We start from the raw sequence: 23,718 nt of genomic DNA, 5'->3' as shown, positions 1-23,718 counted from the left end.
CTTTGATTTAAAAATTTGCGCCTTTTACAGGAGTTCCCCATGACCAATCGCGCGGTAATCCAGACCGACAAGGCCCCGGCAGCCATCGGCACCTACTCCCAGGCCGTCAAGGTCAACAACACCGTTTACCTGTCCGGCCAGATCCCGCTGGACCCGGTCACCATGGAACTGGTGAGCGACAATTTCGAAGAGCAGGCGCAGCAGGTATTCAAGAACCTGCGTGCAGTATGCGAGGCTGCCGACGGTTCGCTCGCCGATATCGTCAAGCTGAACCTGTACCTCACCGACCTGAACCACTTCCCCACCGTCAACAAGGTGATGGGCGAGTTTTTTGCCGAGCCCTATCCGGCGCGCGCCGCAGTGGGTGTCAAGGAACTGCCGAAGGGTGCGCTGTTTGAAGCCGAAGCGGTCATGGTGATCTGACCCGATCAGGGTTTTTACAGTAGCGCGGCATAGCCGGCCCGGTAATCCGGGTACTTGAGGCTATAGCCGCTGCGCCTCATGCGCTCATTGCTGAGGCGCTTGCCGCCCCGCGTTCCCGGCGGCATGACTTCCACGCATTCCACCCCCAGCTGTTGCGCCAGCCATGCGTGTACCTCGTGCAGTGGCGCCGGTGCGTTGTCGCTGGCGTTGTAGATCGGCGCCAGTTCCTGGCCGTAACGCTGCCTTTCGATCAGGTGTGCCAGGAACCCGGCGCAGTCGTCGGCGTGGATGCGGTTACCGTACTGCACCGGCTCCGGCGCCGCACAGCGGCCGGCGCGCACCTGATTCAGCAGGCGCTCGCGGCCGGGACCATAGATACCGGAAAACCGCACCACCACCGACGGGCACGGCAGTTCGCGTACAGTCTGTTCCGCCTCGAGAAGCAGGCGCCCCTGGAAACCGCTCGGCGCGGGCTTGGCGGATTCATCCAGCCAGTCGCCACCCGCATTGCCGTACACGCGTGTGGAGGAGACCCACTGCAGCAGTCGCGGGGGCCGGGGCAGGGCGCGGATCACGCATGCAAGGGCGCGCGCGCTGTCGACATAACCGCGGCGATAACCGTCTTCCGTCATTGCCGCGGGTGTCATAGTGGCAACGACCACATCTGCGCCCTGGCGCAACAGGCTTGCCACGGCGGTCTCGTCGGTGATATCGGCGCGGTGCCAGTGGATAGCATCGTTATTTGCGGTCGGGTTGCGGCGCACACCGTGGCAGCTATAAGCCTGCCTGGCCAGGCGGGACGCGAGGCGTGAACCGATATCGCCGCACCCCAGCAGCCACACGTTTTCCTTTGCCACAGGCCTGTCCTCCTATTCGCCGGGCAAGCCCACCCGGATGCAGAAAGCGCGCCGTAGCGCGCTTGAATTGATTGTTTGAAAGCGCCGCGTCAGCTGCGCCCGCTGAGCATGCGGAATACCAGCAGGAACACGATAGCGCCCAGCGTCGCGGTGATGATACTGCCGAGCGAAATGGTGCTCACCGGGCCGCCGAAGCCGAGCATGCCCGCCAGAGCGCCACCGACAACGGCCCCCACGATACCGATAATCGTGGTCACGACGAATCCGCCCGGCGCCGTGCCCGGCATCACCCAGCGCGCCAGCAGGCCCGCCACCAGTCCGAGGATAATCCAGGAAAGAATGCCCATACGCACCTCCGCTTTATTCGGCATTGAGGAAAACCTAGGGTGACACACCGTTCATTCACAGTCTGTGTCGTTGCCTTTACCCGGGGACCGGCTTTAATGAATAATCCCTATCAAGAATTATCTATCAATTGATTTCCGCATGACGCTGACCGAATTACGCTACATTGTCACACTTGCCCAGGAGCAGCACTTCGGCCGCGCAGCCGAGCGCTGCCACGTGAGCCAGCCAACCCTCAGCATCGCGGTCAAGAAACTGGAGCAGGAACTGGATGTGGCGCTGTTCGAGCGCTCCAAGACCCGCGTGCAGCCGACCCCGCTGGGGGAGCGAATCGTGCAGCAGGCCCAGCTGGTACTGGAGCAGACCGCGGGCATCCGCGACCTGGCCAGTGCCGGCCGCGACCAGCTCAACGCCACCATGTCGGTGGGCGCCATCTTCACCATCGGGCCCTACCTGTTTCCGCGTTTTATCCCGCACCTGCAGGAACTGGCGCCACGCATGCCGCTGTTCGTGGAGGAGGGTTTTACCGCGACCCTGCGCCAGCGCCTGCGCAAGGGCGAACTGGATGCCATCATCGTATCCTTGCCGTTTACCGAGGCGGACGTGGTCACCCAGCCACTGTACGACGAACCCTTCGAGGTGTTGCTGCCGGCCTGGCACCCGCTGGCCCGCAAGGAGAGCATCAGCGAGAAGGAACTGGCGGAGGAAAACCTGCTGCTGCTTGGGGAAGGGCACTGCTTCCGCGACCAGGTGCTGCTCGCCTGCCCACACCTGCAGCAATCGCTGGAACGCGGCGAGGACGGTGCCCGCATCCGCACTGCGGCGGACGGCAGTTCGCTGGAAACCATTCGCCATATGGTGGCATCCGGCCTCGGCATCACCATACTGCCGCGCTCCGCTGCCGTGGCCACCCAGTACGACCCCGCGCTGCTGGTGACCCGGCCCCTGGCCGCCGCCGATGGCGGCGCCGAGCCGAAGCGCACCGTGGCGCTGGCCTGGCGTGCCAGCTTCCCCCGGCACCGGGCCATAGAACTGTTGCGCGATGCCATCCACCTGGGGCGCAAGGGGGCGGCGTGACCACCACACAGGCACAACAGGCCCTGCACCAGGTGCCGGTCACGACCCTCAAGGGCGTGGGCGCGCGCCTGGCGGAAACCCTGGGCAAGCTGGATATCCACAACCTGCAGGACCTGCTGCTGCACCTGCCGCAGCGCTACCAGGACAGGACCCGGATTACCCCGATCGGGGGCGTCGCGCCCGGCGCGGAGGTGGTGATCGAGGGGGAAGTGCGCGGGGCTGACATCGTCTACGGACGCCGGCGCAGCCTGGTGTGCCGGCTGCAGGACAACACCGGTACCATTACCCTGCGTTTTTTCCATTTCACCGCAGCGCAGAAAGCCCGGCTTGCCACCGGCACGCGGGTACGCTGCTTCGGCGAAGCCCGGCGCGGGTCCAGCGGGCTGGAGCTGTATCACCCGGAATCCCAGGTGTGCGACAGCGAGCTGCCACAACTGGCGGCCAGCCTGACCCCGGTTTACCCGCTCACAGAAGGCATCACCCAGCAGCGCCTGCGCGCCCTGATCGAACAGGCCCTGGGTTACCTTGAAAGCCATCCCCCCGCGCGACTGTTGCCGGACACCCTGCTGCCCGCGCCACTGCGTCTAGAACTGGGCGTGGCCCTGCGCTACCTCCACACCCCGCCCACCAATGTCGACCTGGCGGCACTCGCGGAGGGCGAGCATCCGTGCCAGCAGCGCCTGGCCATCGAAGAGCTGCTGGCGCACCACCTCAGCCTGGTGGCACTGCGCCTGCGCGCCCAGAGCCACGACGCCATACCACTGCCGCAGGCGCCGCCGCTGCAGGCCGAGTTCCTGGCACAGCTGCCGTTCGGACTGACCGGAGCGCAGCAGCAGGTAGCGACGGAAATCGGCGCCGACCTGGCCCGCAGCCAGCCAATGATGCGCCTGGTGCAGGGCGATGTGGGCTCCGGCAAGACCGTGGTTGCGGCTCTCGCGGCCATGCAGGCCGTGGCGCAGGGCTATCAGGTGGCCATCATGGCGCCGACCGAGATCCTGGCCGGCCAGCACCTGCAGAATTTTCGCGCCTGGCTGGCGCCGCTCGGTATCCACACCGGCTGGCTCAGTGGCAGCCAGAAAGTCGCAGAGCGGCGCGCGCAGTTGGCAGCCATCGCCTCCGGTGAGGCGCAGGTGGTGGTGGGCACACATGCCCTGTTCCAGGACGGGGTCGATTACCACAACCTGGCGCTGGTGATCATCGACGAACAGCACCGCTTCGGCGTGCGCCAGCGCCTTGCACTCGGGCGCAAGGGCAGCGGCGGCAGCATGCCGCACCAGCTGATCATGACCGCGACCCCGATTCCCCGCACCCTCGCCATGAGCGCCTACGCCGACCTGGACTGCTCCATCATCGACGAGCTGCCGCCGGGCCGGCAGCCGGTCAACACCGTCGCCATCGACGCCAGCCGGCGCGAACAGGTTATCGAACGGGTGCGCGCGGCGGTACGCGAGGGACGCCAGGCCTACTGGGTCTGCACCCTGATCGAGGAATCCGAGGCCCTGGAAGCCCAGGCCGCCGAGGTCACCGCCACGGAACTGGCGGAACTCTTGCCGGAGCTGCGCATAGGGCTGGTGCACGGGCGCCTGCCCCAGGCGGAGAAGGACCGGGTCATGGCCGCGTTCAAGGGCGCGGAGCTGGACCTGCTGGTGGCCACCACCGTCATCGAGGTGGGGGTGGACGTGCCGAATGCCAGCCTGATGATCATCGAGAACCCGGAGCGGCTGGGGCTTGCGCAGCTGCACCAGTTGCGCGGCCGGGTGGGGCGGGGCAGCACGGCAAGCCACTGCGTATTGCTCTACAGCACGCCGCTGTCCATGAATGGCAAGGCGCGCATCGCCGCCATGCGCCAGTACAGCGACGGTTTCGCCATTGCGGAGGAAGACCTGCGCCTGCGCGGCCCCGGCGAGATACTGGGCACCCGCCAGACCGGGGACCTGCAGTACAAGATCGCCGACCTGCAGCGCGATGCGGGCCTGCTGCCTCTGGTGCAGCGCATGGCCGCGAGCAGCGAACTGGCAGCCCCGGCGCGGGCGCTGCTGGTGGAGCGCTGGCTACAGCGCAGGGAGCAATTCGGGCAGGTGTGACCAGAACGTCAATTTCGGTCGGGTTTAGTTTTGACGCCGCCGCGCATGCGGCGTTAGGGTGAATTGTACGGTGCACCAATTCGGTGAGCACCGCGCACCAAAAATAAGAACCGGACCAGGCTCTCGCATTGAACACCCCGCACAAAAACCGTTTACGCAACCTTCTTACCACCACAATTGCGGTGGGCGCGCTGGCCGGTGCCGGCCACGCGGCCGCGCAACTACCGGGCCTCGGCCTGCTGGCCGCTGACGCCGCTCCACCGGCGCTGGCGCTGCTGCCAGCCGAAATCGATCTGGAAATGCCGATGGATGCGCACGCCATGCAGGTCCTGCTGGCGGAGGCCGGCGGCAATGTCAGCCTGACGGAATTGCAGAAATCCCTTTCCAGGCCCTACCTGGAAGCGCTGCACGGGCACCTGTACCAGGCACTGAACGAACATTTCCGCGATGAGGAAGTCGCCCTGCTGGACGATGCCGGGCTCAAGTTTGCCAGCAGCCTGCAACTGGATGTCAGCCGCCAGATCACCGATGTCTCCACCAAGTCACGTTACGAACTGGAACGCGGCACGCTGGTGCTGCGCGGTACCTTTGCCTACCAAATCCAGAACGCCGCGGGCAACATGGTGCAGGAGCGCACTATCGATGTGGAATCACTGAAGATCTCGACCAAGTACCAGATCAAGAGCTGGTTTGAGGATGACCGGCGCGAGGACAACAGCCAGGAGGCGTTGCAGAAATCGCTGGAGTGGCTGGTAAAACGGGTGCTGGCGGAAATTGACGGGGACCTGGAAGCAGAGGACCTGCGCGAGCTGGTGTAGCCAACTGCGCAGGTCTTCAGAAAAATTCAATCAGCTGGTCGGGGCATCGTAGTTGGTGTCGTTGAACACAGCCTCTTCCAGCCGTCCTTCACTCTTCGCCACGATACAGCTCACCACCGCATCACCGGTGATATTCACTGAAGTCCGGAGCATATCCAGGATCCGGTCCACGCCGATAATCAGCGCAATACCCTCAACCGGCAGGCCCACCTGCTGCAGCACCATGGTCAGCATGATCAGGCCCACACCCGGGACCGCGGCGGTGCCAATGGATGCCAGGGTCGCAGTCAGCACCACCATCAGGTAACCCTGCAGGCCGATATCGATGCCGTAGGCCTGGGCAATAAATGCCGTGGCCACACCCTGCATGATCGCGGTACCGTCCATATTGATGGTGGCACCCAGCGGCACGGTAAACGAGGCCACACTGTTGTCCACACCCAGACGGCGCTCGACCGTGGCCAGGGTCACAGGGATGGTGGCTCCGGAGGATGCGGTACTGAACGCGAACATCTGCGCGGGGCGCATCTTCTTCAGCAGCTGCAGCGGATTGAGGCCGGAGAACAGCTTCAGCAACGCGCTGTAGACACCGAGGCCATGCAGCAGCAGTGCACCGGCCAGGGTCGCCATATACGCCATCAGGTTCAGGAAGGTGTCGAACGGCAGGGTGGCGAAGATCTTGGCCAGCAGCGCAAACACACCGTAGGGCGCCAGCTCGATCAGGAAGCCGACCATCTTCATGACCACGGCATCCATGTCGTAGAAGAAAGCCGCAATGCGCTTGCCCGCCTCGCCACAGCGCGGGATGGCAAAGCCCATCAGCAGCGCGAACACGATCACCTGCAGCATGTTGCCTTCCACCATCGCCTTGAACGGGTTGGTAGGCACTATGTCCACGATCACCTGCTTCAGCGGCGGTGCCTCCTTGCCCTCAAAGGTACCGGCAGCGACGGTCTCCATGCCGGAGCCGGGCGCCACCAGGATAGCCAGGGTCAGCGCCAGTGCAATGGCGATACCGGTGGTGAGCAGGTACAGCCCGATGGTCTTGCCCGCGAGCACCCCCATGCGGCTGCCCTCGGACAGGGAGCAGGCACCGCACACCAGCGAGACCAGCACCAGCGGCACCACCATCAGCTTGAGCGAGGCGACAAAGATTTTGCCCACTACATCGAAAAGGCCATCGACCAAGTAGGTATTGAACAGGTCGGCCGCAGCCTTGCCCAGCCACAAGGTGCCCTCATTGACGACACCGTTCAGCAGCATGCCGGTGACGATGCCGAGCACCATCGCCAGCAGGATTTTCTTGGTTAACCCCATTGTTCCATCCGGTATTTGTTATTCGCTCGCCACTATAAGGCACCCTCCGGTCAGGGTAAAACCGCGCCGCCAATTGGCCCGCGCGCGGCCAGCCCGTACAATGGAGCCTTTCAACTGGCAGGCAGTACCCCCTTGGCACATCCGCTTTACCTGGCCGCAGGCCGCTGGCATACCCCGGACACCCCCGCCGTCCCGCAGCCGGACGACGCGCTGCTGGCATGGCTGGTCTATCCGGAGTCCCTGACCGCAGCACTGAAGCTGCGCGGCGATGGCCACTTCCGGGTACAGGTACTGCGCCAGGAATGGGAAATCCCCTCCGCGGAGGAGGCCGGGCAGCTGCAGCTGGCGCGGGGCGAGCGCGCGCTGGTGCGCGAGGTGATCCTGTGGGGCACGGACCAGCCGTGGGTATTTGCCCGCAGCGTCATGCCGGAAGCCACCCTGACCGGTGACGCCAGCCACCTGCGCCGGCTCGACAACCGCCCGTTGGGCGAACTGCTGTTCAATGATCCCGACGTGCGCCGCGGGCCGATCAGCATCAACCGCCTGCGCCTGAACCCCGCCAGCGCACTGCCCGAGGGCATACTTGCCGGCCACCTGGCCCCGCAGGCCTGGGGGCGCCGCTCCACATTCTGGCTCGGCGAGCGGCCGCTGCTGGTGGGCGAGACCTTCCTCAAAGACTTCAACCCGGACTGCGCGCCAGGCCGTGCAGCGCCGCTGCAATTCAAGAACAAGGCATGATCACACAGCAAATCTCGCGCCGCTGGCCGCAACTGGTGCCCTTCTGGCAACTGATGCGCATGGACAGGCCCATCGGTACCCTGCTGCTGTTGTGGCCCACCTGGTGGGCGCTGTGGCTGGCGGAAGGCGGCCTGCCATCGCTGCACCTGTTTGTGGTGTTTACCCTGGGCGTGATCCTGATGCGCGCCGCCGGCTGTATCCTCAACGACTACGCCGACCGCAACCTCGACGGCCACGTGGAGCGGACCCGTAACCGCCCCCTGGCCACCGGCGCGATCCGGCCCCGCGATGCACTGCTGCTGTGCGGCGCGCTGCTGCTGCTGGCGCTGCTGCTGGTGCTGACCACCAACACGCTGACCATCCAGCTGGCGTTCGGTGCCTTTGCGCTGGCCGCCACTTACCCCTATATGAAGCGCCACACCCACCTGCCGCAGATCGTGCTCGGCGCCGCGTTCAGCATGGGCATCGTGATGGCGTTTGCCGCCAGCCGCGGCACGGTACCGCCGGAAGCCTGGCTGCTGTTCAGCGCCAACCTGCTGTGGACCACCGCTTACGACACCTTCTATGCGATGGTGGACCGCGACGATGACCTCAAGATCGGCATTCGCTCCACCGCCATCCTGTTCGGCGATATGGACCGCGCCATGACCGCCAGCTTGCAGGGCCTGACGCTGTTCACCCTGTACCTCGCCGGGACCCGATTCGAGCTCAGCTGGCCCTGGTACCTTGGCCTGTTGGCGGCGGCGCTGCTGTTTGCCTGGCAACAGTGGCTGGTGCGCAACCGCGAGCGCGATGCCTGCTTCCAGGCATTCCTGAACAACAACTACGTTGGCCTGGTAATCTTCCTGGGAATACTGGGTCATTACCTGGTCGCATAATGATTGACTGAATCCCGCGCCACTGTCATATAACTGCAACAGGGACGGCGTTAAATAGCCAAATAACCCAACGCAGTCGGACAGTTATGAACAGCAAGACTATCCTGATCGTCGATGATGAAGCCCCGGTGCGGGATATGCTCCGCGTCGCCCTGGAAATGGCAGACTACCGCTGCCTCGAGGCCGAGAATGCGCAGCAGGGCCACGCCCTGGTGATTGACGAATCCCCCGACCTGATCCTGCTCGACTGGATGCTGCCCGATGTCAGTGGCATCGAGCTGGCGCGCCGCCTCAAGCGCGACGAAGTCACTGCACAGATCCCGATCGTCATGCTCACCGCCAAGAATGACGAGGACAACAAGATCCGCGGCCTCGAAACCGGCGCCGATGACTACATCACCAAACCGTTCTCTCCGCGCGAGCTGGTGGCAAGGCTGAAGGCAGTACTGCGCCGTGCTGGTCCCGCCAACGACGATGCACCGCTGACGGCGGGCAAGCTGGTCATGGACCCGGTCAGCCACCGCGTCACCATCGACGGCAAGCCGGTGGAGCTGGGGCCCACCGAATTTCGCCTGCTGCAGTTTTTCCTTTCCCACCAGGAGCGTGTCTACACCCGCACACAACTCCTGGACCATGTCTGGGGCGGCAACGTGTATGTGGAGGAACGCACCGTGGATGTGCATATCCGCCGGCTGCGAAAAGCCATCGCCCTCGAGGGGCACGACCAGTTGATTCAGACCGTACGCGGCACCGGCTACCGCTTTTCTACCCAAGCGCCTGTAAAGGTGTAACAATTCCGGCACGGCCCGCTGCGCGCGGCAGGCCGCGCAGCAAATGGCGCAGACCAACCGGAGGACAGGCTTGGACCGCAGCATCGGCGAACTTGCCCGCTTTGTCATCATCGCGCTGGGTTGCGCAATTTTCGGGGCCAGTACCGGTCTCTGGTTGCCGGGGCTCGTCCTCAGCCTCGCCATTTACCTCGCCTGGGTTTTCATCCAGCAGGCCCGCTTCGACCGCTGGCTGAGCCTCGGCCGACGCGGCACCCCGCCCATCAGCTTCGGCATCTGGGGCAATATTTCCGACGACTTCTACCGCATGCAGCGCCGCCACCGGCGTGAAAAACAGAAACTGCACGCGCTCCTGCGGCGCGTGCAGGACAGCACCGGCGCCCTGCGCGAGGGCATCGTCGCACTGGAGAACGGCGACGACCTGTCCTGGTGGAACCCCGCCGCCGCGCGCCTGCTGAACCTGCAGCCGGGTGATGAAGGCCAGGCGTTGACCAATTTTGTGCGCGAGCCGGCGTTCGTCGATTACCTGCACGGCGCCCAACGGGATGAACCGCTGACCATGCGCGCCCCCGGCAACGAGGAGCGTTTCCTGCAGGTGGAGGTCACCCGCTTCGGCAACAATGAGGCGCTGGTAGTGGTACGCGATACCACCCGCCTGTTCCGCCTCGAACAGATGCGCCAGGATTTTGTCGCCAACGTCTCCCATGAATTACTCACGCCATTAACCGTGGTCAGCGGCTACCTGGAAACGCTGGAGGCCAGTGGCCAGGCCCCCGAGAAATGGGCCAGGCCCATCGAACAGATGCAGCAGCAGGCCGAGCGAATGGCCGCGCTGGTGCAGGACCTGCTGGTATTGTCGAAGCTGGAAACCAGTGACCAGCAAAGGGGTTCAGAAGAGGTGGATGTGGGGCCGCTGGTGGCCGCCGTCGCCAACGAGACCCGCGCCCTGAGTAACGGTCGCCACACGGTGGTGGTGGAATGCAGCGATGAATGCGTGATTGCCGGCAGCAGCAAGGAGCTGCACAGCGCCTTCGCCAACCTGGCCAGTAACGCTGTGCGCTACAGCCCGAACGGCGGCACCATCACCCTGCGCTGGTGGCGCGATATCCGCGGCGGGCACTTTTCCGTCAGGGACCAGGGCCTCGGCATCGCCGCCGTGCACTTCCCACGCCTGACCGAACGCTTTTACCGAGTCGATTCCGGCAGGGATCGCGCCACCGGCGGTACCGGCCTCGGCCTTGCCATCGTCAAGCATGTGATGGTGCGCCACGGCGGCGCGCTGGATATCGAGAGCGCGCCGGGCAGAGGCAGTAACTTCACCCTGCATTTCCCGCCGGAGCGCCTGTCGGCAGCTTCTGCCGCCTGAATATTTCCCGCACTTAGCGGGGCTCCTGCAGGACAACCCGCTCGCCGTTACGGGTAATGGCCACCTCACCGTCGGCTGGCGCCACGGTTTTCTGCAACGCCACATGGAAAAGCCTGCCGTCAGCATCGCGCAGCAGCAGGTGCTGGCGGCCCTCGTCATCGACATTGTCGCCCTGCTCTGACAGCAGCGCGTCGCGCACCACGCGCAGCTTTGCGACGTCCTGCAGGCGGTCCAGTTCGCGCGAGTACTTTTTCTTGACCTTCTCGCTCACCTGCAGCGCTGCCGCGGCCTCGCGATATTTGGCAAAGAAAAATACCGCGGCCAGTGCGGCAAATATGCCCACACCGACCTGAAATGCGACCGGGATACCGGTTACCGCTTCTTCCATTTTCCAGACTCCTTATTCGTTGTTTCCTTGCACCAGACCAGCAGATAGTTATTTGCCGGCATGGCGATCATTTCTGTGCGCTGCAGGCCCGCAGCGCTGGCAAGCGCATCCAACGCCTCGAGGTCGCGGATACCGCTGCGGGGATCGCGCGCCTTGAGCCACTCGTCAAACTCGGCATTGGAGGCACTGGTGTATTCGCCGCCTAATCTTACTGGCCCATAGACCGCGAGGCAGGCCCGCGGCGCGAGCACCCCTGGCAGGCCGTGGAAGAACGCCTCAACACAGTCCCAACCCATGATATGCAGGCTGTTGGCGGTAAACACTGCATCCACGCTGATCGCCGGCCATTTGCCGGTAACATCCAGCAGCAGCGGCGCCACCAGATTCGGGGCCGGCTGCGCCGCCAGCCAGGCCCGGATTCCTGGCAGGTTTTCGTTCAGGTCCGAGGTCTGCCAGCGCAAATGCGGCAGGCGCGGTGCAAAGTAGACTGCATGCTGGCCGGTACCGCTGCCGATCTCCAGTACATTGCGCCGGTCCGCAAACAACCGCTGTAATTCCAACAGGATAGGTGCGCGGTTGCGCGCACAGGAAGGCGAGTCCGGCAGCCCGGCGTTTCCGGTCTCAGCCATGCGCGCTTACTGGGCCTCGTCGCGGGTAAACACCCAGTCGTTGCCGGATGACATGGCGCTGTTGAAGCGGTAGCCGGCCATATCGAATGCCTTCAGCTGTTCCGCCTGCTTGACCCGGTTGCGGATGGCCCACTGGCTCATCATGCCGCGCGCCTTCTTGGCAAAGAAGCTGATCATCTTGTACTCGCCGTTTTTCAGGTCCTTGAAGTGCGGCGTAATGATCTCGCCGGCCAGCTGTTTCTTTTTGACCGACTTGAAATACTCGTTGGAGGCCAGGTTGACCAGCTCCCTGCTCTTGAGTGATGCCAGCTGCGCGTTGATGGCCTCGGTCACCTGGTCACCCCAGAACGCATACAGGTCCTTGCCGCGCCCATTGGCAAATTTGGTACCCATCTCCAGCCGGTAGGGCTGCATCAGGTCCAGCGGGCGCAGCACACCGTAGAGGCCGGACAGGATGCGCAGGTGTTTCTGCGCAAAGGCGAAGTCGCGCTTGCCGAAGCTTTCCGCTTCCAGCCCGGTATAGACATCGCCCTTGAAGGCGAGCAGCGCCGGGCGGGCATTCTTGCCGGTAAACGGGCGCTTCCAGGCCTGAAAACGATCGTAGTTGAGCACGCCGATCTTGTCCGATACCTTCATCAGGGTGCAGATATCCTGCGGCTGCAGCTCGCGCAGCTCCTTTACGAGCTCGGCGGAATCCTTGAGCAAATCCGGCTGGGTGGTATCAAGCGCGGGGATCTCGCTCTCGTAATCGAGGGTCTTGGCAGGGGAAATAACTATTAGCATTTTTCTCGCGACTCTTCTCTTGGGTCGGCCGTGGCGGCTGCGTTAAGCGTTTTCAGACCGTCGGCCGCATGGACGCGGCCGTCGAGCGTACAGGGACGTATTCACAGCGTGTCTGAAAACGCTTTACCAGCCCCACGTCAATCACTCGGGCTTGAGCAAATCCTGCCACCAGTTCAGTGGCGTCTGCCCGTCTTCCGCGTCATATACATTACCGTAGTACCACACACTGTTGGCACCGTCGGTGATGCTGTTGAGGATTTTCTCGATCTCGGTAAAGCCGCAGCTGACATGGATCGAGTAGATCAGCAGGCGCGGCGTCTCCATATCCAGCTCGCCACCGAGCTTTTCCAGCTGCGGGGTCAACTGGTCGGAAAGCTCCGCGCTATCGCCACGGCAGAAGACCCGAACGGCCAGGTTGCCGGAGCGACGCACCAGTTCGAAAGTGCCTTCTCCGGGTTGTACCTTGATGATGTCGCCACTGGCCAGCCCCTTGAGGAAAGCCGGCGAGCGTACCAACTGGCAGGTATCGTCCTCGTTGACGCGCACCTGTAAGCGTTCCACCACCGGCTCGCCATCGGCATTCTTGCCCGCGATGAGTTCAATTATCTGTAAAGCTGACATAATCTGCCCCTATCGCGACAGCCCGCGCGCAGCCGGCTGCCAGAAATTTTTGCGAATTATACAGGGAGCACAGATGATCTCGCGGAAACTTTTCCTCGGCCTTGGCCTCAGCACCACCATTGGCGTCGCCGTTACAGGATGCTCGGTCAACCCGGTTACCGGTGAGCAGGAGCTGTCGCTGATGTCACCAGCACAGGAAATCGCCATCGGCGAGCGCCAGTATCCCCTCAACCAGCAGCAGCAAGGCGGCGCCTACAGCCTGGACCCGGGCCTGCAGCGCTATGTCAGCTCGGTGGGGAAGAAGCTCGCCCGCGTTTCCGACAACCCGACGCTGCCCTACGAATTTGTCGTGTTGAACAACTCCGAGGCCAATGCCTGGGCGCTGCCCGGTGGCAAGATCGCCATCAATCGCGGCCTGCTGATGCGCCTGGATGATGAGGCAGAGCTGGCCGCGGTGCTGGCGCACGAGATAGTACACTCGGCCGCGCGTCACTCGGCCCAGGCGATGTCACGCCAGCAGGTACTCGGGGTGGGCATAGCCGTACTGGGGGCCACAACCCAGGACAGCGAGTGGGGGGATATTGCCAGCCAGGCCGGCGCCCTTGGTGGCGCCGCCTACATCGCACGTTACGGCCGCAGCAACGAGCTGCAGTCTGACGAAGTGGGGATGCGCTACATGAGCAAGGCCGGTTATGACCCGCAGGGAGCGGTGCGGGTGCAGGAAAAGTTCCTGGCGCTGTCACGCGGTCGTGAAAGTAATGCGTTCGAGGCCCTGTTTGCCAGCCATCCGCCTTCCGCAGCGCGGGTCGAGGCCAACAAGCGCCATGCAACGCAGCTACCCGCCGGCGGCACCACCAATCGCGACGCCTTCCAGAGTGCCATGCGCCAGCTGAACCGCGGCCGCGGTGCCTATCTGGCCTATGACGACGCGCGACGTGCGGCCGGCAAGAAGGACTGGGACCTGGCCCTGAAATACCTGCAGCGTGCACAGCAGATGCAGCCGCGAGAGGGTGCTTTCTTTGCACTGGAAGGCGATATCCAGTTCGCGCGCAATGATTACCAGAGCGCGCTGGCGGCCTACAATCGTGCGGTCAGTGAAAACCCGCAGCTGTTTTCCAACTGGCTGGCGCGGGGCATGACCCGCACCAGGCTCGGCCAGTACAGCGCGGCGGAAAAGGACCTGACCCGCTCACTGGGACTGCTGCAGACCGCAGCGGCATACCTGTTCCTGGGGGAGACGATGGAAGCGCGAGGAGATCGAAACGGCGCCCTGCGCAACTACCAGATGGCAGCGCAGGACCCCGGCAATGTCGGCAAGCAGGCGCGGGCGCGCATGCAGCAGCTGGCCGGGGGTTAGCGGCCCAGTACAGCCTTTCACCGCTCACGAGCGGCGCATCCAGCCCTCTACCGTTGCGGTAACCTCCGGACTCAGAGGTTACCGTGGCGGATATCGGTACCGCGCACCAGGTACACCACCTGCTCGCAGATATTCTTGGCGTGATCGCCGATGCGCTCGAGCGAGCGCAGTGCCCACAGGACATTGATACCGCGCGAGATACTGCGCGGGTCTTCCATCATGTAAGTCACCATTTCGCGGATCGCAGACTTGTAGTCCTGGTCCACCTGCTCATCCGCAGCCATGGTCTTGAGTGCGGATTCGGCGTCGAAGCGGGTGAATGCGTCCAGCGACTCGTTGAGCATGGCACGCACCGCGGTGGCAATGTGGCGCACCTCGGTATAACCGCGCGGCGCACTGCCTTCCTGGGACAGCTGGATTGCGAGCTTGGCAATCTTCTGAGCCTCGTCACCGATGCGCTCCAGGTCGTGCACCGTACGTATCACCGACATCACCATGCGCAGGTCGGAAGCGGCGGGCTGGCGCTTGGCGATGATCAGGGTACAGTTCTCATCCAGCGTCATCTCGCGCTCGTCGATTTCCTCTTCGATACGGATGACCTTTTCGGCCAGCTCGCTGTCGGCGTCGGCCAGTGCGGTTACCGCGTCTTCCACCTGGCGCGCGACCACGCCGCCCATTTCCAGCATGTCGGTCTTGATCTGCTCCAGATCGTCATTGAATTGACGGGAGATATGCTGGTCGAATTGCATTGGCATCCTTGGTCCCCTTAACCGAATCGGCCCGTAATGTAGGCTTCGGTGAGTGCGTGTTCCGGGTTGGTAAAGACCCGTTCGGTGTCGTTCACTTCCACCAGGTTACCCAGGTGGAAATAGGCGGTGCGCTGGCTGACGCGCGCGGCCTGTTGCATGGAGTGGGTCACGATCGCGATGGTGAAGTTTTCCCGCAGCTCGCTGATCAGCTCCTCGATACGCGCGGTGGCGATCGGGTCCAGTGCCGAGCAAGGCTCATCCATCAGGATCACTTCCGGGCTCACCGCAATCGCACGTGCGATACACAGGCGCTGCTGCTGACCACCGGACAGGCCGGTGCCCGGCTGGTCCAGGCGATCCTTCACTTCATTCCAGAGGCCGGCGCGGGTCAGGCTGGTCTCGACGATTTCGTCCAGCTCTGCACGGCGGCTGGCGAGACCGTGGATACGCGGGCCATAGGCGACGTTTTCATAAATGGTCTTGGGAAACGGGTTGGGCTTCTGGAACACCATGCCCACCCGGGCACGGAGCGGCACCACATCGACGCTCGCACCGTTGATCTGCTCACCGTCAAGCTGGATGTCGCCACTGACACGACAACCCTCAATGGTGTCGTTCATGCGGTTCAGGCAGCGCAGGAACGTGGACTTGCCGCACCCGGAAGGGCCGATCATCGCCACCACTTCATGCTGGCCGATATCCAGGCTCACATTGTGGATGGCCTGCTTGTCGCCATAGAAGACATCGATACCGCGCATACGCAACTTGGCCTTGTCCACAAAGGGCGCGCCGACGGTAGTGGCCGGATACTCGATCTTGTGATCCACGTCTGTTCCTTCCTGTACTGCCGTTTCCGGCATGCTTACTGCAGTCGCAATCGAATTCATAAGGATAACTCGCTTCTTGCGGATTTTACCGGGGTAATGACTTTTACCAGCGGCGCTCCAGCTTCTTGCGCAGCCAAACGGCACCCAGATTCATGGTGATCAGGAATGCCAGCAGTACCATAATGGCCGCAGAGGTCTTTTCAATAAATGCCCGCTCCGGGCTGTCCGCCCAGAGGAAAATCTGTACCGGCAGAACGGTGGCCGGGTCGGTGATACCCGTGGGCACATCGACGATAAACGCCACCATACCGATCATCAGTAGCGGCGCGGTTTCACCCAGTGCCTGCGCCAGGCCGATGATGGCACCGGTCAGCATGCCCGGCATGGCCAGCGGCAACACATGGTGGAAAACCACCTGTATGCGTGACGCGCCCATACCCATGGCCGCTTCACGAATCGACGGCGGTACCGCCTTGATCGCAGCGCGGCTGGAGATGATGATCGTGGGCAGCGTCATCAGGGTCAGCACCAGGCCGCCGATCAGCGGCGCCGAACGCGGCAGCTCGAAGAAGTTGATAAAGATCGCCAGGCCCAGCAAACCGAACACGATGGACGGGACCGCAGCCAGGTTGTTGATATTGACCTCGATCAGGTCGGTCCAGCGATTCTTCGGCGCGAATTCTTCCAGGTACACTGCGGCAGCCACACCGATCGGGAATGACAGTGCCAGGGTCACCAACAAAGTGAGGGCAGAGCCCACCAGTGCGGCCTTGATACCCGCCTGCTCCGGCTCACGCGAATCGCCGGAAGTGAAGAACTGCGTATTGAAGCGGTTCTGCAACTCGCCTGATTCATACAGCGACATCAACCAGCCGGCCTTGCGTTCGGACACCCGGCCGCGGAAGCCGCCTTCGATCTCATCGAGGCTCTTGATAAACGCATCCACATCATCGTCGACCATGACCCAGATTGTCTCTCTCTCGCCGAGCAGCTGCGGCGCCTGCTGCAGGCGATCACGCAGTGCGAAAGGCGCGTCGGTCGAGGGAATCGAGTAGAGCTCGCGGCGCGCGCGGCGGTCCCGTGCCTCCGGGAAACGCGCTTTCATCGCATCCTTGATGACGCCATCAAAGTTTGCGAGTGCCAGTGCGCTTTCGTCCACCTGCTCGATGCCCAGGGTTTCGGGGTCGTATTGCACTTCCAGCTGCAGGTAGTGCTGGAAGAAAGCGCCATGGCCCTTGTAGATGATATCGGTCAGCAATACCGCCACACACAGCAGGCCGAAGACAATGCTGGCGATACCGAAACCGCGGAAGATCTTTTCCTTGCGGTAACGGCGCTTGAGGTTCTGCTCGATACGGCTGCGAACCTTTTCCTGATTCCGGAGTGCGTGCGACTTAGTCATATTGTTCACGATATTTCTTCACTACGTGCAGGGCGATTACGTTCAGTACCAGGGTGGTGAGGAACAGCATCAGGCCGAGGGCGAATGCCGCCAGGGTCTTGGGACTGTCAAACTCCTGGTCACCGACCAGCAACGTCACGATCTGTACTGTTACGGTGGTCACGGATTCCAGCGGGTTCGCGGTCAGGTTGGCGGCGAGGCCCGCCGCCATCACCACGATCATGGTTTCACCAATCGCGCGCGATACCGCCAGCAGCACGCCGCCGACGATGCCGGGCAGCGCTGCCGGGAACACCACCTTCTTGATGGTTTCGGACTGGGTCGCGCCGAGTCCGAAGCTGCCATCGCGCAGCGACTGCGGCACCGCATTGATGATGTCATCGGACAGTGATGACACAAACGGGATGATCATGATGCCCATCACCAGGCCGGCGGCCAGCGCACTTTCGGAAGAAGCGGGCAGGCCCATGGCCGTTGCGGCATCGCGCACCGCCGGCGCCACTGTCAGTGCGGCGAAAAAGCCATAAACCACCGTGGGGATACCGGCGAGGATTTCCAGCACCGGCTTGACCGTATTGCGCACGCGCTTGCTGGCGTATTCCGACAGGTAGATCGCGGACATCAGCCCCACCGGCACCGCCACGAACATGGCGATGGCCGACACCATCAGGGTGCCGAGGAAAATCGGGACTGCACCGAAGGCGCCGCTGGAACCGGCCTGGTCGGCACGCAGCGCCATCTGCGGACTCCAGTGCAGACCGAACAGGAACTCCGTGACCGGCACCGACTGGAAAAAGCGCAGCGCTTCGAACAGAACCGACAGCAGGATGCCAACGGTGGTGAGAATCGCAATACTGGCACTCGCCATCAGCAGGCCGCGCACCAGGCTTTCCACCTTTTCACGCGCGCGCATTTTCGGGGTCAGGCGCCACAGCGCGAGGCTACCGGCCACCAGTGCCAGCGCCAGCACCAGTACCGTTTTTACGGTTCCGCTGGTTTGCCGCAGGCTGTTAAGCCGGTTGGCAGCGTCGCGCAACTCCGGCGCAGCAAGCGCCGGGTCAATAGTGCCCGAGGCGATGTTCTGTATCTGGGCAAACAGCAGACGGGCGGAAGATTCACCGACAACCTCCGCCGGCAAGCCCCCGACAACCAGTGAGCGAATCACCGTGTCGTCGAACAGGGTCCACAGTGCCAGCAGCACCAGCGCCGGCAGCAGGCTCCACAGCGCCGTATGCATACCGTAGTAACCGGGGAGTGCGGCAAGGCTGCGAATACTACCGCCACGCTTTGCGCTTTGCATGGCCCGGGAGAATCCGAGCCCGTAGGCAATCAGCGCAAAGAGCACCAGCAGGGCAAACAGTGTGGAAGCGTGCATCGGGTCTCTGCTCGTAAAAAAAACTCTGTCATTTATGTGAAAAAGGCCAAGCACCTCGAAAGGAGCTCGGCCGGTACATCCTTATACCTCGCGGTAATTGTCCGCGGGAAATCCCTGAGGGGCGATGCCCCTGCATTCTGTGCCTGGCGAACAGGGCTTAGTGGTTTGCCGCCAGCTTGGTCAGCGGTGCCAGGGTACGGGCATTCGTGGCAATCTCGCTGCGCGCGGCACGCGGCATCGGGATCATGCCCTTGTCAGTCAGGTAACCCTCGTCGCCCCAGGCCTTCTCGCTGGTGAACTCGGCCAGGAACTCGGCAATACCGGGAATCACGCCAACGTGCGCCTTCTTCACGTAGAAGAACAGCGGGCGGGAAACCGGGTAGCTCTTGTCGGCGATGGTTTCAAAGGTCGGCTCCTGGCCTTCGATAATGGAACCCTGCACCTTGTCGATGTTCTGCTCGAGGAAGCTGAAGCCGAATACACCCAGCGCATCCGGGTTGGCATTGAGCTTGTTCACGATCAGGTTGTCATTTTCACCGGCGTCGATGTAGGCACCGTCTTCACGCACGGAGTGGCACACCGCCTTGTAGGTTTTCTTGTCTGCACTCTTCATGGCCGCGATGAAGTCGAAAGTCTTGCAGCCGCCTTCCATTGCCAGTTCGGCGAATGCGTCACGGGTACCGGAAGTCGGGGGCGGGCCCAGCACTTCAATTTTTTTGGCCGGCAGGGTCGGGTTTACGTCCTTCCAGGTCTTGTACGGGTTCTCAACCAGGGTCTGGGAACCATCCGGGTTCGGCACCTGCTTGGCCAGGGCCAGGAAGATGTCGCGTCGGGTCAGGCTCATGCGCTCGGCGCTGGTCGCGTTCGCCAGGACAATGCCGTCAAAACCGATCTGCACTTCGACGATGTCTTTCACACCGTTGCTCGCGCACAGGTCTACTTCACTCTGCTTGATGCGGCGGGAAGCATTGGTAATGTCGGGGGTACTTTCGCCCGTGCCGGAACAGAACAGCTTCAGGCCGCCACCGGAACCGGTGGACTCCACGACCGGTGCCTTGAAGCGAGTGGCCTTGCTGAAACGCTCGGCAACCACGGTGGCAAACGGGTAAACGGTGGAAGAGCCCACGATGCTGATGTGATCGCGTGCCGCCAGTGCCGCGGAAGAGGCGCTGAGGGTCAGGGCGGCGAGGGTGCCGGCAATTACGCGTTTGTTCATAATGATCTCCAGGAATATTCACTTGCTGGTAAATTCTGGCCAGCATCCTATGATCGGGCGATGACAATCCTATTACCCTAAAGTGACAGTAATGTGACAGGCCGCCAGCGCTTCCCTGTTTCGCGCGCAGCTGGCAAAGTGAGCGGGCCAAATACAACCTCCGCTGCCGTGACCTGCTGGGCCAGGGCGGCGGCCATAAAAATAAAGATATGCGTTACTTAAATACAATTGAGCGATTTTCGCTGCAAATAAACAGAATTTCGGCGAATACCGGCTCTGTTCTCGGCTGGTTCACCCTCGCCATGGTGGCCCTCGAGGCCCTGGTCGTATTGCTGCGCTACCTGTTCGACAGCGGCTCCATCGCCCTGCAGGAGTCCGTCATGTACCTGCACGGGGCGGTATTCCTGCTGGGCCTGGCCTATGCCCTGCACACCGGCGCGCATGTACGGGTGGATATCTTCTACCGCAAGTTCTCACCGAGGGCCCGCGCCTGGGTCGATGCCGTCGGTACCCTGGTTTTCCTGCTGCCACTGTGCGGCTTTATCGCGTTCGCCTGCTGGGAGTTTGTGCTCAACAGCTGGGCGGTGCTGGAAGACAGCGAAAACGCCGGCGGCCTGCCGGGCATCTTCCTGCTCAAGACCCTGCTGCCGCTGGCGGCCACCACACTCGCACTGCAGGGGCTGGCAGAGCTGGCCCGTTGCATGACAGTGCTGGCCACAGTTGAGGCGCAGCCGCCGAGCACGCCCCGGGCCGTGGTGCGCAACAGCGAAGCGGAGGTTCTGGAAGTATGATCGAGCTGATTCCGCTGTTTATGTTTGTCGCCGTGTGCGCGGCATTGATGCTCGGCTACCCGGTGGCCTTTACCCTTGGCGGTACCGCACTGCTGGCTGCGGCTCTGGGTATCGTGGGCGGCCTGTTCGAGGCCAGCATCCTGCAGGCCTACCCGGATCGACTGTTCGGTATCGTCAAGAACCAGACCCTGATCGCGGTGCCGCTGTTCGTATTGATGGGTGTGATGCTGGAGCGGGCGCGTATCGCAGAGCAGCTGCTGGTGAACCTGGCCCGCGCGTTTTCCGGCATGCCGGCCGGCATGGCCGTCTCCGTAGTGGTGGTGGGCGCGCTGCTGGCCGCCAGTACCGGTATCGTCGGCGCGACGGTGGTCACCATGGGCCTGATGTCACTGCCGACCATGCTCAACCGCGGCTATTCACCGCAACTGTCCGCCGGCACCATCTGCGCGACCGGCACCCTCGGCCAGATCATTCCGCCATCCATTGCACTGGTGCTGCTTGGGGACACCCTGTCCAACGCTTACCAGCAGGCGCAGCTGAGCGCCGGTATCTTCAATCCGCAACCGGTCAGCGTTGGCGACCTGTTCGTGGGTGCCATAGTGCCCGGCATGCTGCTGGTAGCAGCCTATATCCTCTACCTGTTGTTTGTTGCCTGGCGCACGCCGGCCGAGGCACCGGCCGCACCAGTGGAGGAAACCCGCAACTGGGGCGAAATCCTGCTCAGCCTGTTGCCGCCGATCCTGCTGATGGTGCTGGTGCTGGGCTCGATCCTTACCGGTGCCGCCACCCCCACCGAGGCGGCGGGCGTGGGTGCGCTGGGTGCGACGCTACTGGCGTGGGGCAAGGGCGAACTGAACCTGCAACGCCTCAATGATGTGGGTACCAGCACGCTCAAGGTCACTGCCATGGTGTTTGCCATCCTGATCGGCGCGTCCCTGTTCTCACTGGTATTCCGCGGCTACCACGGCGAGGAGCTGGTCACCGGCTTCTTCAACGACCTGCCCGGTGGCGTGGTGGGCGCGACCCTGCTGGTGATGGTGGTGATCTTCCTGCTGGGCTTTATCCTCGACTTTATCGAGATCACCTTTGTGGTGGTGCCCATCGTGGGCCCGGTGCTGCTGGCCATGGGCCTCGACCCCGTGTGGCTGGGCGTGATGATCGCCATCAACCTGCAAACCTCATTCCTGACCCCGCCGTTCGGCTTCTCGCTGTTCTATTTGCGCGGCGTTGCGCCGGAGTCCGTGGCCACCGGGGCCATCTACCGCGGCGTGGTGCCGTTTATCTGTATCCAGTTGCTACTGATGCTGATGCTGGCACTGTGGCCACAGCTGGCTACCTGGTTGCCCGGCCAGCTATAACGTCGCCATACCCGCCATGCCCGTTACGCCTGCCGCGCATGCCCGCTGCGCGGTCGGCTGCGGCGGGCGAGCGCCAGCCAGCGAAAATCCCGGCGATTGACCCGGTAGAACAGCAGCCAGACCCCGGACAGTACCAGCCACAGCGTGGCGAACCCCACCCCGATGACAAGCGGGTTGTTGAAGTCCTCACGCTCACCGTAATCCATGATGTGCAGCATCCAAAGCACATCGAACAGACGCCAGTAGTCGTTGCGTCGCTCCAGCACCCGGCCATCCTCAGCCGAAACATAGAGCGTGGTATTGAAGGTATCCGCCACCGGTACCCGCCATATCGGACCGCGGTGCTTGCGCGCCTCCAGCCCGGCCGCTGGCAGGTATTCCGGTGTACCCAGCAGGGCATCATCACCGGCGTAATCCCGTCTCGCGACGGCAAGCGCCATCGCCGCATCCACATCAACCAGTGCACCACCGGTCGCATCCCGCAGCTCCACGCCAGCCAATGTTTGGACCCGATACAGGTCGCGCCCGTGCAGGCGGCGCAACTGCAGGTCCAGCACCGTACCCGGGGGATATTTCTGCAATAGCGCGGCCTGACTGTAAGTGGCCAACGGCTGCTGCAGCGTTTGTGGCGGCTGGTGCTCGGCCAGGTGGCGGCCGGAAACGATCTGTCCATCCAGCAGGCTGAAACCGAGCCCGCTCACAAGCCAGATGGCCAGCTGCAGCCCCACCAGCAGGCTCAGCCACTTGTGCAGGTTCAGCAAGGTCTTTTTCATGCGCCCACCTCCTGACGCTTGCGTCGCGGCCGGCGTGGCCTGAAGCGGAAATACAGCAGGGCGATACCGCTGGAAGTGCCGACAAAAACGAGCAAGGCTACGAAACGTAGCAGGTTGTTGTGTACATCTGCGCGCGCCTCGTAGTCCATGATGTGCAACATCCACAGGAAGTCGAACAGGCGCCAGTAATCGTGCCGGCGGGTAACCAGCTGCGCGCTTACCGGGTCGATATACAGACTGGTGCCGTAGCGATCTTCAAAATCCACGCGCCACACCGGCAGGATGCGTGCCGGGATTTCCTGCGGCGGGTGTTCCTTAATCAGCTGCGCGCGGCGGGGGAGGGCATCGCCATTGTAGTAGTACCGGGCCAGCGCCTTCGCCGCCCGCGCATCCAGCGCTGCTACCGGCGCGCCGGTGCCGGCGTCGAAGCGGTAACTGCTACCATCGGCTCGCACCAGGTAATAGGGCCGGCCCTGAATCGCCCGCAGACTGACCGAGTCCACCCGGCCAAAATCAACGAGCACCGTCTCTGCGGCCACCGGCGTTACCGCTGGCAGGGGTTCACGTTGGTTCCTTACCAGATGGTCGCCGTGGATAAAGTCCAGGTCCACCACCACCATATAAAAACCACTGAGGGCCCACAGCAGAGCCTGCAATCCCACCAGCAGGAACAGCCATTTATGCAGTTTTCGAAGGAATCCGGCGGTTCTCACTGATTTTCTCTTATTATTTTTGAGTTTTGTTCTTCCAGGCATTGG

25 protein-coding genes are annotated in these 23,718 nt (G+C 62.9%); 11 read left to right on the top strand and 14 right to left on the bottom strand.

Features of this window, described 5'->3' with window-relative positions; translation table 11 throughout:
* Positions 1-39: 39 nt before the first annotated feature.
* The gene (locus QSJ80_RS02135; protein ID WP_285762616.1) at positions 40-423 is read left to right on the top strand and encodes a RidA family protein; all 384 of its coding nucleotides are present in this window, start codon (positions 40-42) and stop codon (positions 421-423) included.
* A 14-nt stretch (positions 424-437) separates the two neighbouring features.
* On the opposite strand, the gene QSJ80_RS02130 is transcribed toward QSJ80_RS02135, so the two are convergent.
* Both QSJ80_RS02130 and QSJ80_RS02125 read right to left on the bottom strand, forming a co-directional pair.
* Positions 438-1,280, bottom strand: a complete 843-nt coding sequence (locus QSJ80_RS02130) for an SDR family oxidoreductase (protein ID WP_285762615.1) — start codon at positions 1,278-1,280, stop codon at positions 438-440.
* An 89-nt stretch (positions 1,281-1,369) separates the two neighbouring features.
* Positions 1,370-1,651, bottom strand: coding sequence for a GlsB/YeaQ/YmgE family stress response membrane protein (locus QSJ80_RS02125; protein ID WP_352176051.1), 282 nt, complete (start codon positions 1,649-1,651; stop codon positions 1,370-1,372).
* Positions 1,652-1,766: 115 nt separating this feature from the next.
* On the opposite strand from QSJ80_RS02125, the gene QSJ80_RS02120 reads away from it, so the two are divergent.
* From QSJ80_RS02120 to QSJ80_RS02110, 3 genes are all read left to right on the top strand, one after another.
* On the top strand, positions 1,767-2,702 hold the full coding sequence (locus QSJ80_RS02120) for a hydrogen peroxide-inducible genes activator (protein WP_285762614.1): 936 nt from the start codon (positions 1,767-1,769) through the stop codon (positions 2,700-2,702).
* Positions 2,699-4,786 (top strand): ATP-dependent DNA helicase RecG, encoded by a 2,088-nt coding sequence (gene recG, locus QSJ80_RS02115; protein WP_285762613.1) that lies wholly within the window; start codon positions 2,699-2,701, stop codon positions 4,784-4,786. The genes QSJ80_RS02120 and recG overlap by 4 nt, the downstream gene beginning before the upstream one ends.
* A 128-nt stretch (positions 4,787-4,914) precedes the next feature.
* Positions 4,915-5,604: a hypothetical protein gene (locus QSJ80_RS02110; RefSeq protein ID WP_285762612.1), complete on the top strand. Its 690-nt coding sequence runs from the start codon at positions 4,915-4,917 to the stop codon at positions 5,602-5,604.
* A 30-nt stretch (positions 5,605-5,634) separates the two neighbouring features.
* Here QSJ80_RS02110 and QSJ80_RS02105 read toward each other — a convergent pair whose 3' ends face one another.
* Complete coding sequence (locus QSJ80_RS02105) at positions 5,635-6,921, bottom strand: dicarboxylate/amino acid:cation symporter (protein ID WP_285762611.1); 1,287 nt, start codon at positions 6,919-6,921, stop codon at positions 5,635-5,637.
* A gap of 132 nt (positions 6,922-7,053) precedes the next feature.
* Here QSJ80_RS02105 and QSJ80_RS02100 point away from each other — a divergent pair, with 132 nt between their 5' ends.
* From QSJ80_RS02100 to phoR, 4 genes are all read left to right on the top strand, one after another.
* Positions 7,054-7,659 (top strand): chorismate--pyruvate lyase family protein, encoded by a 606-nt coding sequence (locus QSJ80_RS02100; RefSeq protein ID WP_285762610.1) that lies wholly within the window; start codon positions 7,054-7,056, stop codon positions 7,657-7,659.
* The gene (ubiA, locus tag QSJ80_RS02095; RefSeq protein ID WP_285762609.1) at positions 7,656-8,537 is read left to right on the top strand and encodes a 4-hydroxybenzoate octaprenyltransferase; all 882 of its coding nucleotides are present in this window, start codon (positions 7,656-7,658) and stop codon (positions 8,535-8,537) included. Before QSJ80_RS02100 ends, ubiA begins: the two co-directional genes overlap by 4 nt.
* Before the next feature lie 86 nt (positions 8,538-8,623).
* Positions 8,624-9,328, top strand: a complete 705-nt coding sequence (gene phoB, locus QSJ80_RS02090) for a phosphate regulon transcriptional regulator PhoB (RefSeq protein WP_285762608.1) — start codon at positions 8,624-8,626, stop codon at positions 9,326-9,328.
* Positions 9,329-9,398: 70 nt separating this feature from the next.
* Complete coding sequence (gene phoR / locus QSJ80_RS02085) at positions 9,399-10,691, top strand: phosphate regulon sensor histidine kinase PhoR (protein WP_285762607.1); 1,293 nt, start codon at positions 9,399-9,401, stop codon at positions 10,689-10,691.
* A gap of 13 nt (positions 10,692-10,704) precedes the next feature.
* Here phoR and QSJ80_RS02080 read toward each other — a convergent pair whose 3' ends face one another.
* The 4 genes from QSJ80_RS02080 to QSJ80_RS02065 form a co-directional block, all read right to left on the bottom strand.
* Positions 10,705-11,079 carry a hypothetical protein gene (locus QSJ80_RS02080; RefSeq protein WP_285762606.1) on the bottom strand — a complete coding sequence of 125 codons (375 nt, stop codon included), beginning with the start codon at positions 11,077-11,079 and terminating at the stop codon, positions 10,705-10,707.
* Positions 11,064-11,708: a DUF938 domain-containing protein gene (locus tag QSJ80_RS02075; protein ID WP_285762605.1), complete on the bottom strand. Its 645-nt coding sequence runs from the start codon at positions 11,706-11,708 to the stop codon at positions 11,064-11,066. The genes QSJ80_RS02080 and QSJ80_RS02075 overlap by 16 nt, the downstream gene beginning before the upstream one ends.
* 6 nt (positions 11,709-11,714) lie before the next feature.
* Positions 11,715-12,491: a peroxide stress protein YaaA gene (yaaA, locus tag QSJ80_RS02070; protein WP_285762604.1), complete on the bottom strand. Its 777-nt coding sequence runs from the start codon at positions 12,489-12,491 to the stop codon at positions 11,715-11,717.
* A gap of 141 nt (positions 12,492-12,632) precedes the next feature.
* On the bottom strand, positions 12,633-13,112 hold the full coding sequence (locus QSJ80_RS02065; RefSeq protein ID WP_285762603.1) for a DUF4265 domain-containing protein: 480 nt from the start codon (positions 13,110-13,112) through the stop codon (positions 12,633-12,635).
* A 73-nt stretch (positions 13,113-13,185) separates the two neighbouring features.
* Here QSJ80_RS02065 and QSJ80_RS02060 point away from each other — a divergent pair, with 73 nt between their 5' ends.
* Complete coding sequence (locus QSJ80_RS02060; protein WP_285762602.1) at positions 13,186-14,469, top strand: M48 family metalloprotease; 1,284 nt, start codon at positions 13,186-13,188, stop codon at positions 14,467-14,469.
* A 71-nt stretch (positions 14,470-14,540) separates the two neighbouring features.
* Here QSJ80_RS02060 and phoU read toward each other — a convergent pair whose 3' ends face one another.
* From phoU to QSJ80_RS02035, 5 genes are all read right to left on the bottom strand, one after another.
* Positions 14,541-15,224 (bottom strand): phosphate signaling complex protein PhoU, encoded by a 684-nt coding sequence (gene phoU / locus QSJ80_RS02055; RefSeq protein WP_285762601.1) that lies wholly within the window; start codon positions 15,222-15,224, stop codon positions 14,541-14,543.
* Positions 15,225-15,235: 11 nt separating this feature from the next.
* Complete coding sequence (pstB, locus tag QSJ80_RS02050) at positions 15,236-16,078, bottom strand: phosphate ABC transporter ATP-binding protein PstB (RefSeq protein ID WP_285762889.1); 843 nt, start codon at positions 16,076-16,078, stop codon at positions 15,236-15,238.
* A 70-nt stretch (positions 16,079-16,148) separates the two neighbouring features.
* Positions 16,149-17,447: a phosphate ABC transporter permease PstA gene (pstA, locus tag QSJ80_RS02045; protein WP_285762888.1), complete on the bottom strand. Its 1,299-nt coding sequence runs from the start codon at positions 17,445-17,447 to the stop codon at positions 16,149-16,151.
* The gene (pstC, locus tag QSJ80_RS02040; protein WP_285762600.1) at positions 17,440-18,822 is read right to left on the bottom strand and encodes a phosphate ABC transporter permease subunit PstC; all 1,383 of its coding nucleotides are present in this window, start codon (positions 18,820-18,822) and stop codon (positions 17,440-17,442) included. The genes pstA and pstC overlap by 8 nt, the downstream gene beginning before the upstream one ends.
* 157 nt (positions 18,823-18,979) lie before the next feature.
* A complete protein-coding gene (locus tag QSJ80_RS02035) occupies positions 18,980-20,038 on the bottom strand; it encodes a PstS family phosphate ABC transporter substrate-binding protein (protein ID WP_285762599.1) in 1,059 nt (352 codons plus the stop codon).
* Positions 20,039-20,247: 209 nt separating this feature from the next.
* Here QSJ80_RS02035 and QSJ80_RS02030 point away from each other — a divergent pair, with 209 nt between their 5' ends.
* Complete coding sequence (locus QSJ80_RS02030; protein ID WP_285762598.1) at positions 20,248-20,829, top strand: TRAP transporter small permease subunit; 582 nt, start codon at positions 20,248-20,250, stop codon at positions 20,827-20,829.
* A complete protein-coding gene (locus tag QSJ80_RS02025; protein ID WP_285762597.1) occupies positions 20,826-22,187 on the top strand; it encodes a TRAP transporter large permease in 1,362 nt (453 codons plus the stop codon). The genes QSJ80_RS02030 and QSJ80_RS02025 overlap by 4 nt, the downstream gene beginning before the upstream one ends.
* A gap of 23 nt (positions 22,188-22,210) precedes the next feature.
* On the opposite strand, the gene QSJ80_RS02020 is transcribed toward QSJ80_RS02025, so the two are convergent.
* Complete coding sequence (locus QSJ80_RS02020) at positions 22,211-22,960, bottom strand: PepSY domain-containing protein (RefSeq protein ID WP_285762596.1); 750 nt, start codon at positions 22,958-22,960, stop codon at positions 22,211-22,213.
* Positions 22,957-23,673, bottom strand: coding sequence for a PepSY domain-containing protein (locus QSJ80_RS02015; RefSeq protein ID WP_285762595.1), 717 nt, complete (start codon positions 23,671-23,673; stop codon positions 22,957-22,959). Before QSJ80_RS02015 ends, QSJ80_RS02020 begins: the two co-directional genes overlap by 4 nt.
* Positions 23,674-23,718: the final 45 nt, after the last annotated feature.

The organism is Biformimicrobium ophioploci, assembly GCF_030270605.1.
Classification (GTDB): Bacteria; Pseudomonadota; Gammaproteobacteria; order Pseudomonadales; family Cellvibrionaceae; genus Biformimicrobium; species Biformimicrobium ophioploci.
Note: the sequence above shows the minus strand (reverse complement) of the source record. Positions and strands in the feature narration are given on the sequence as shown.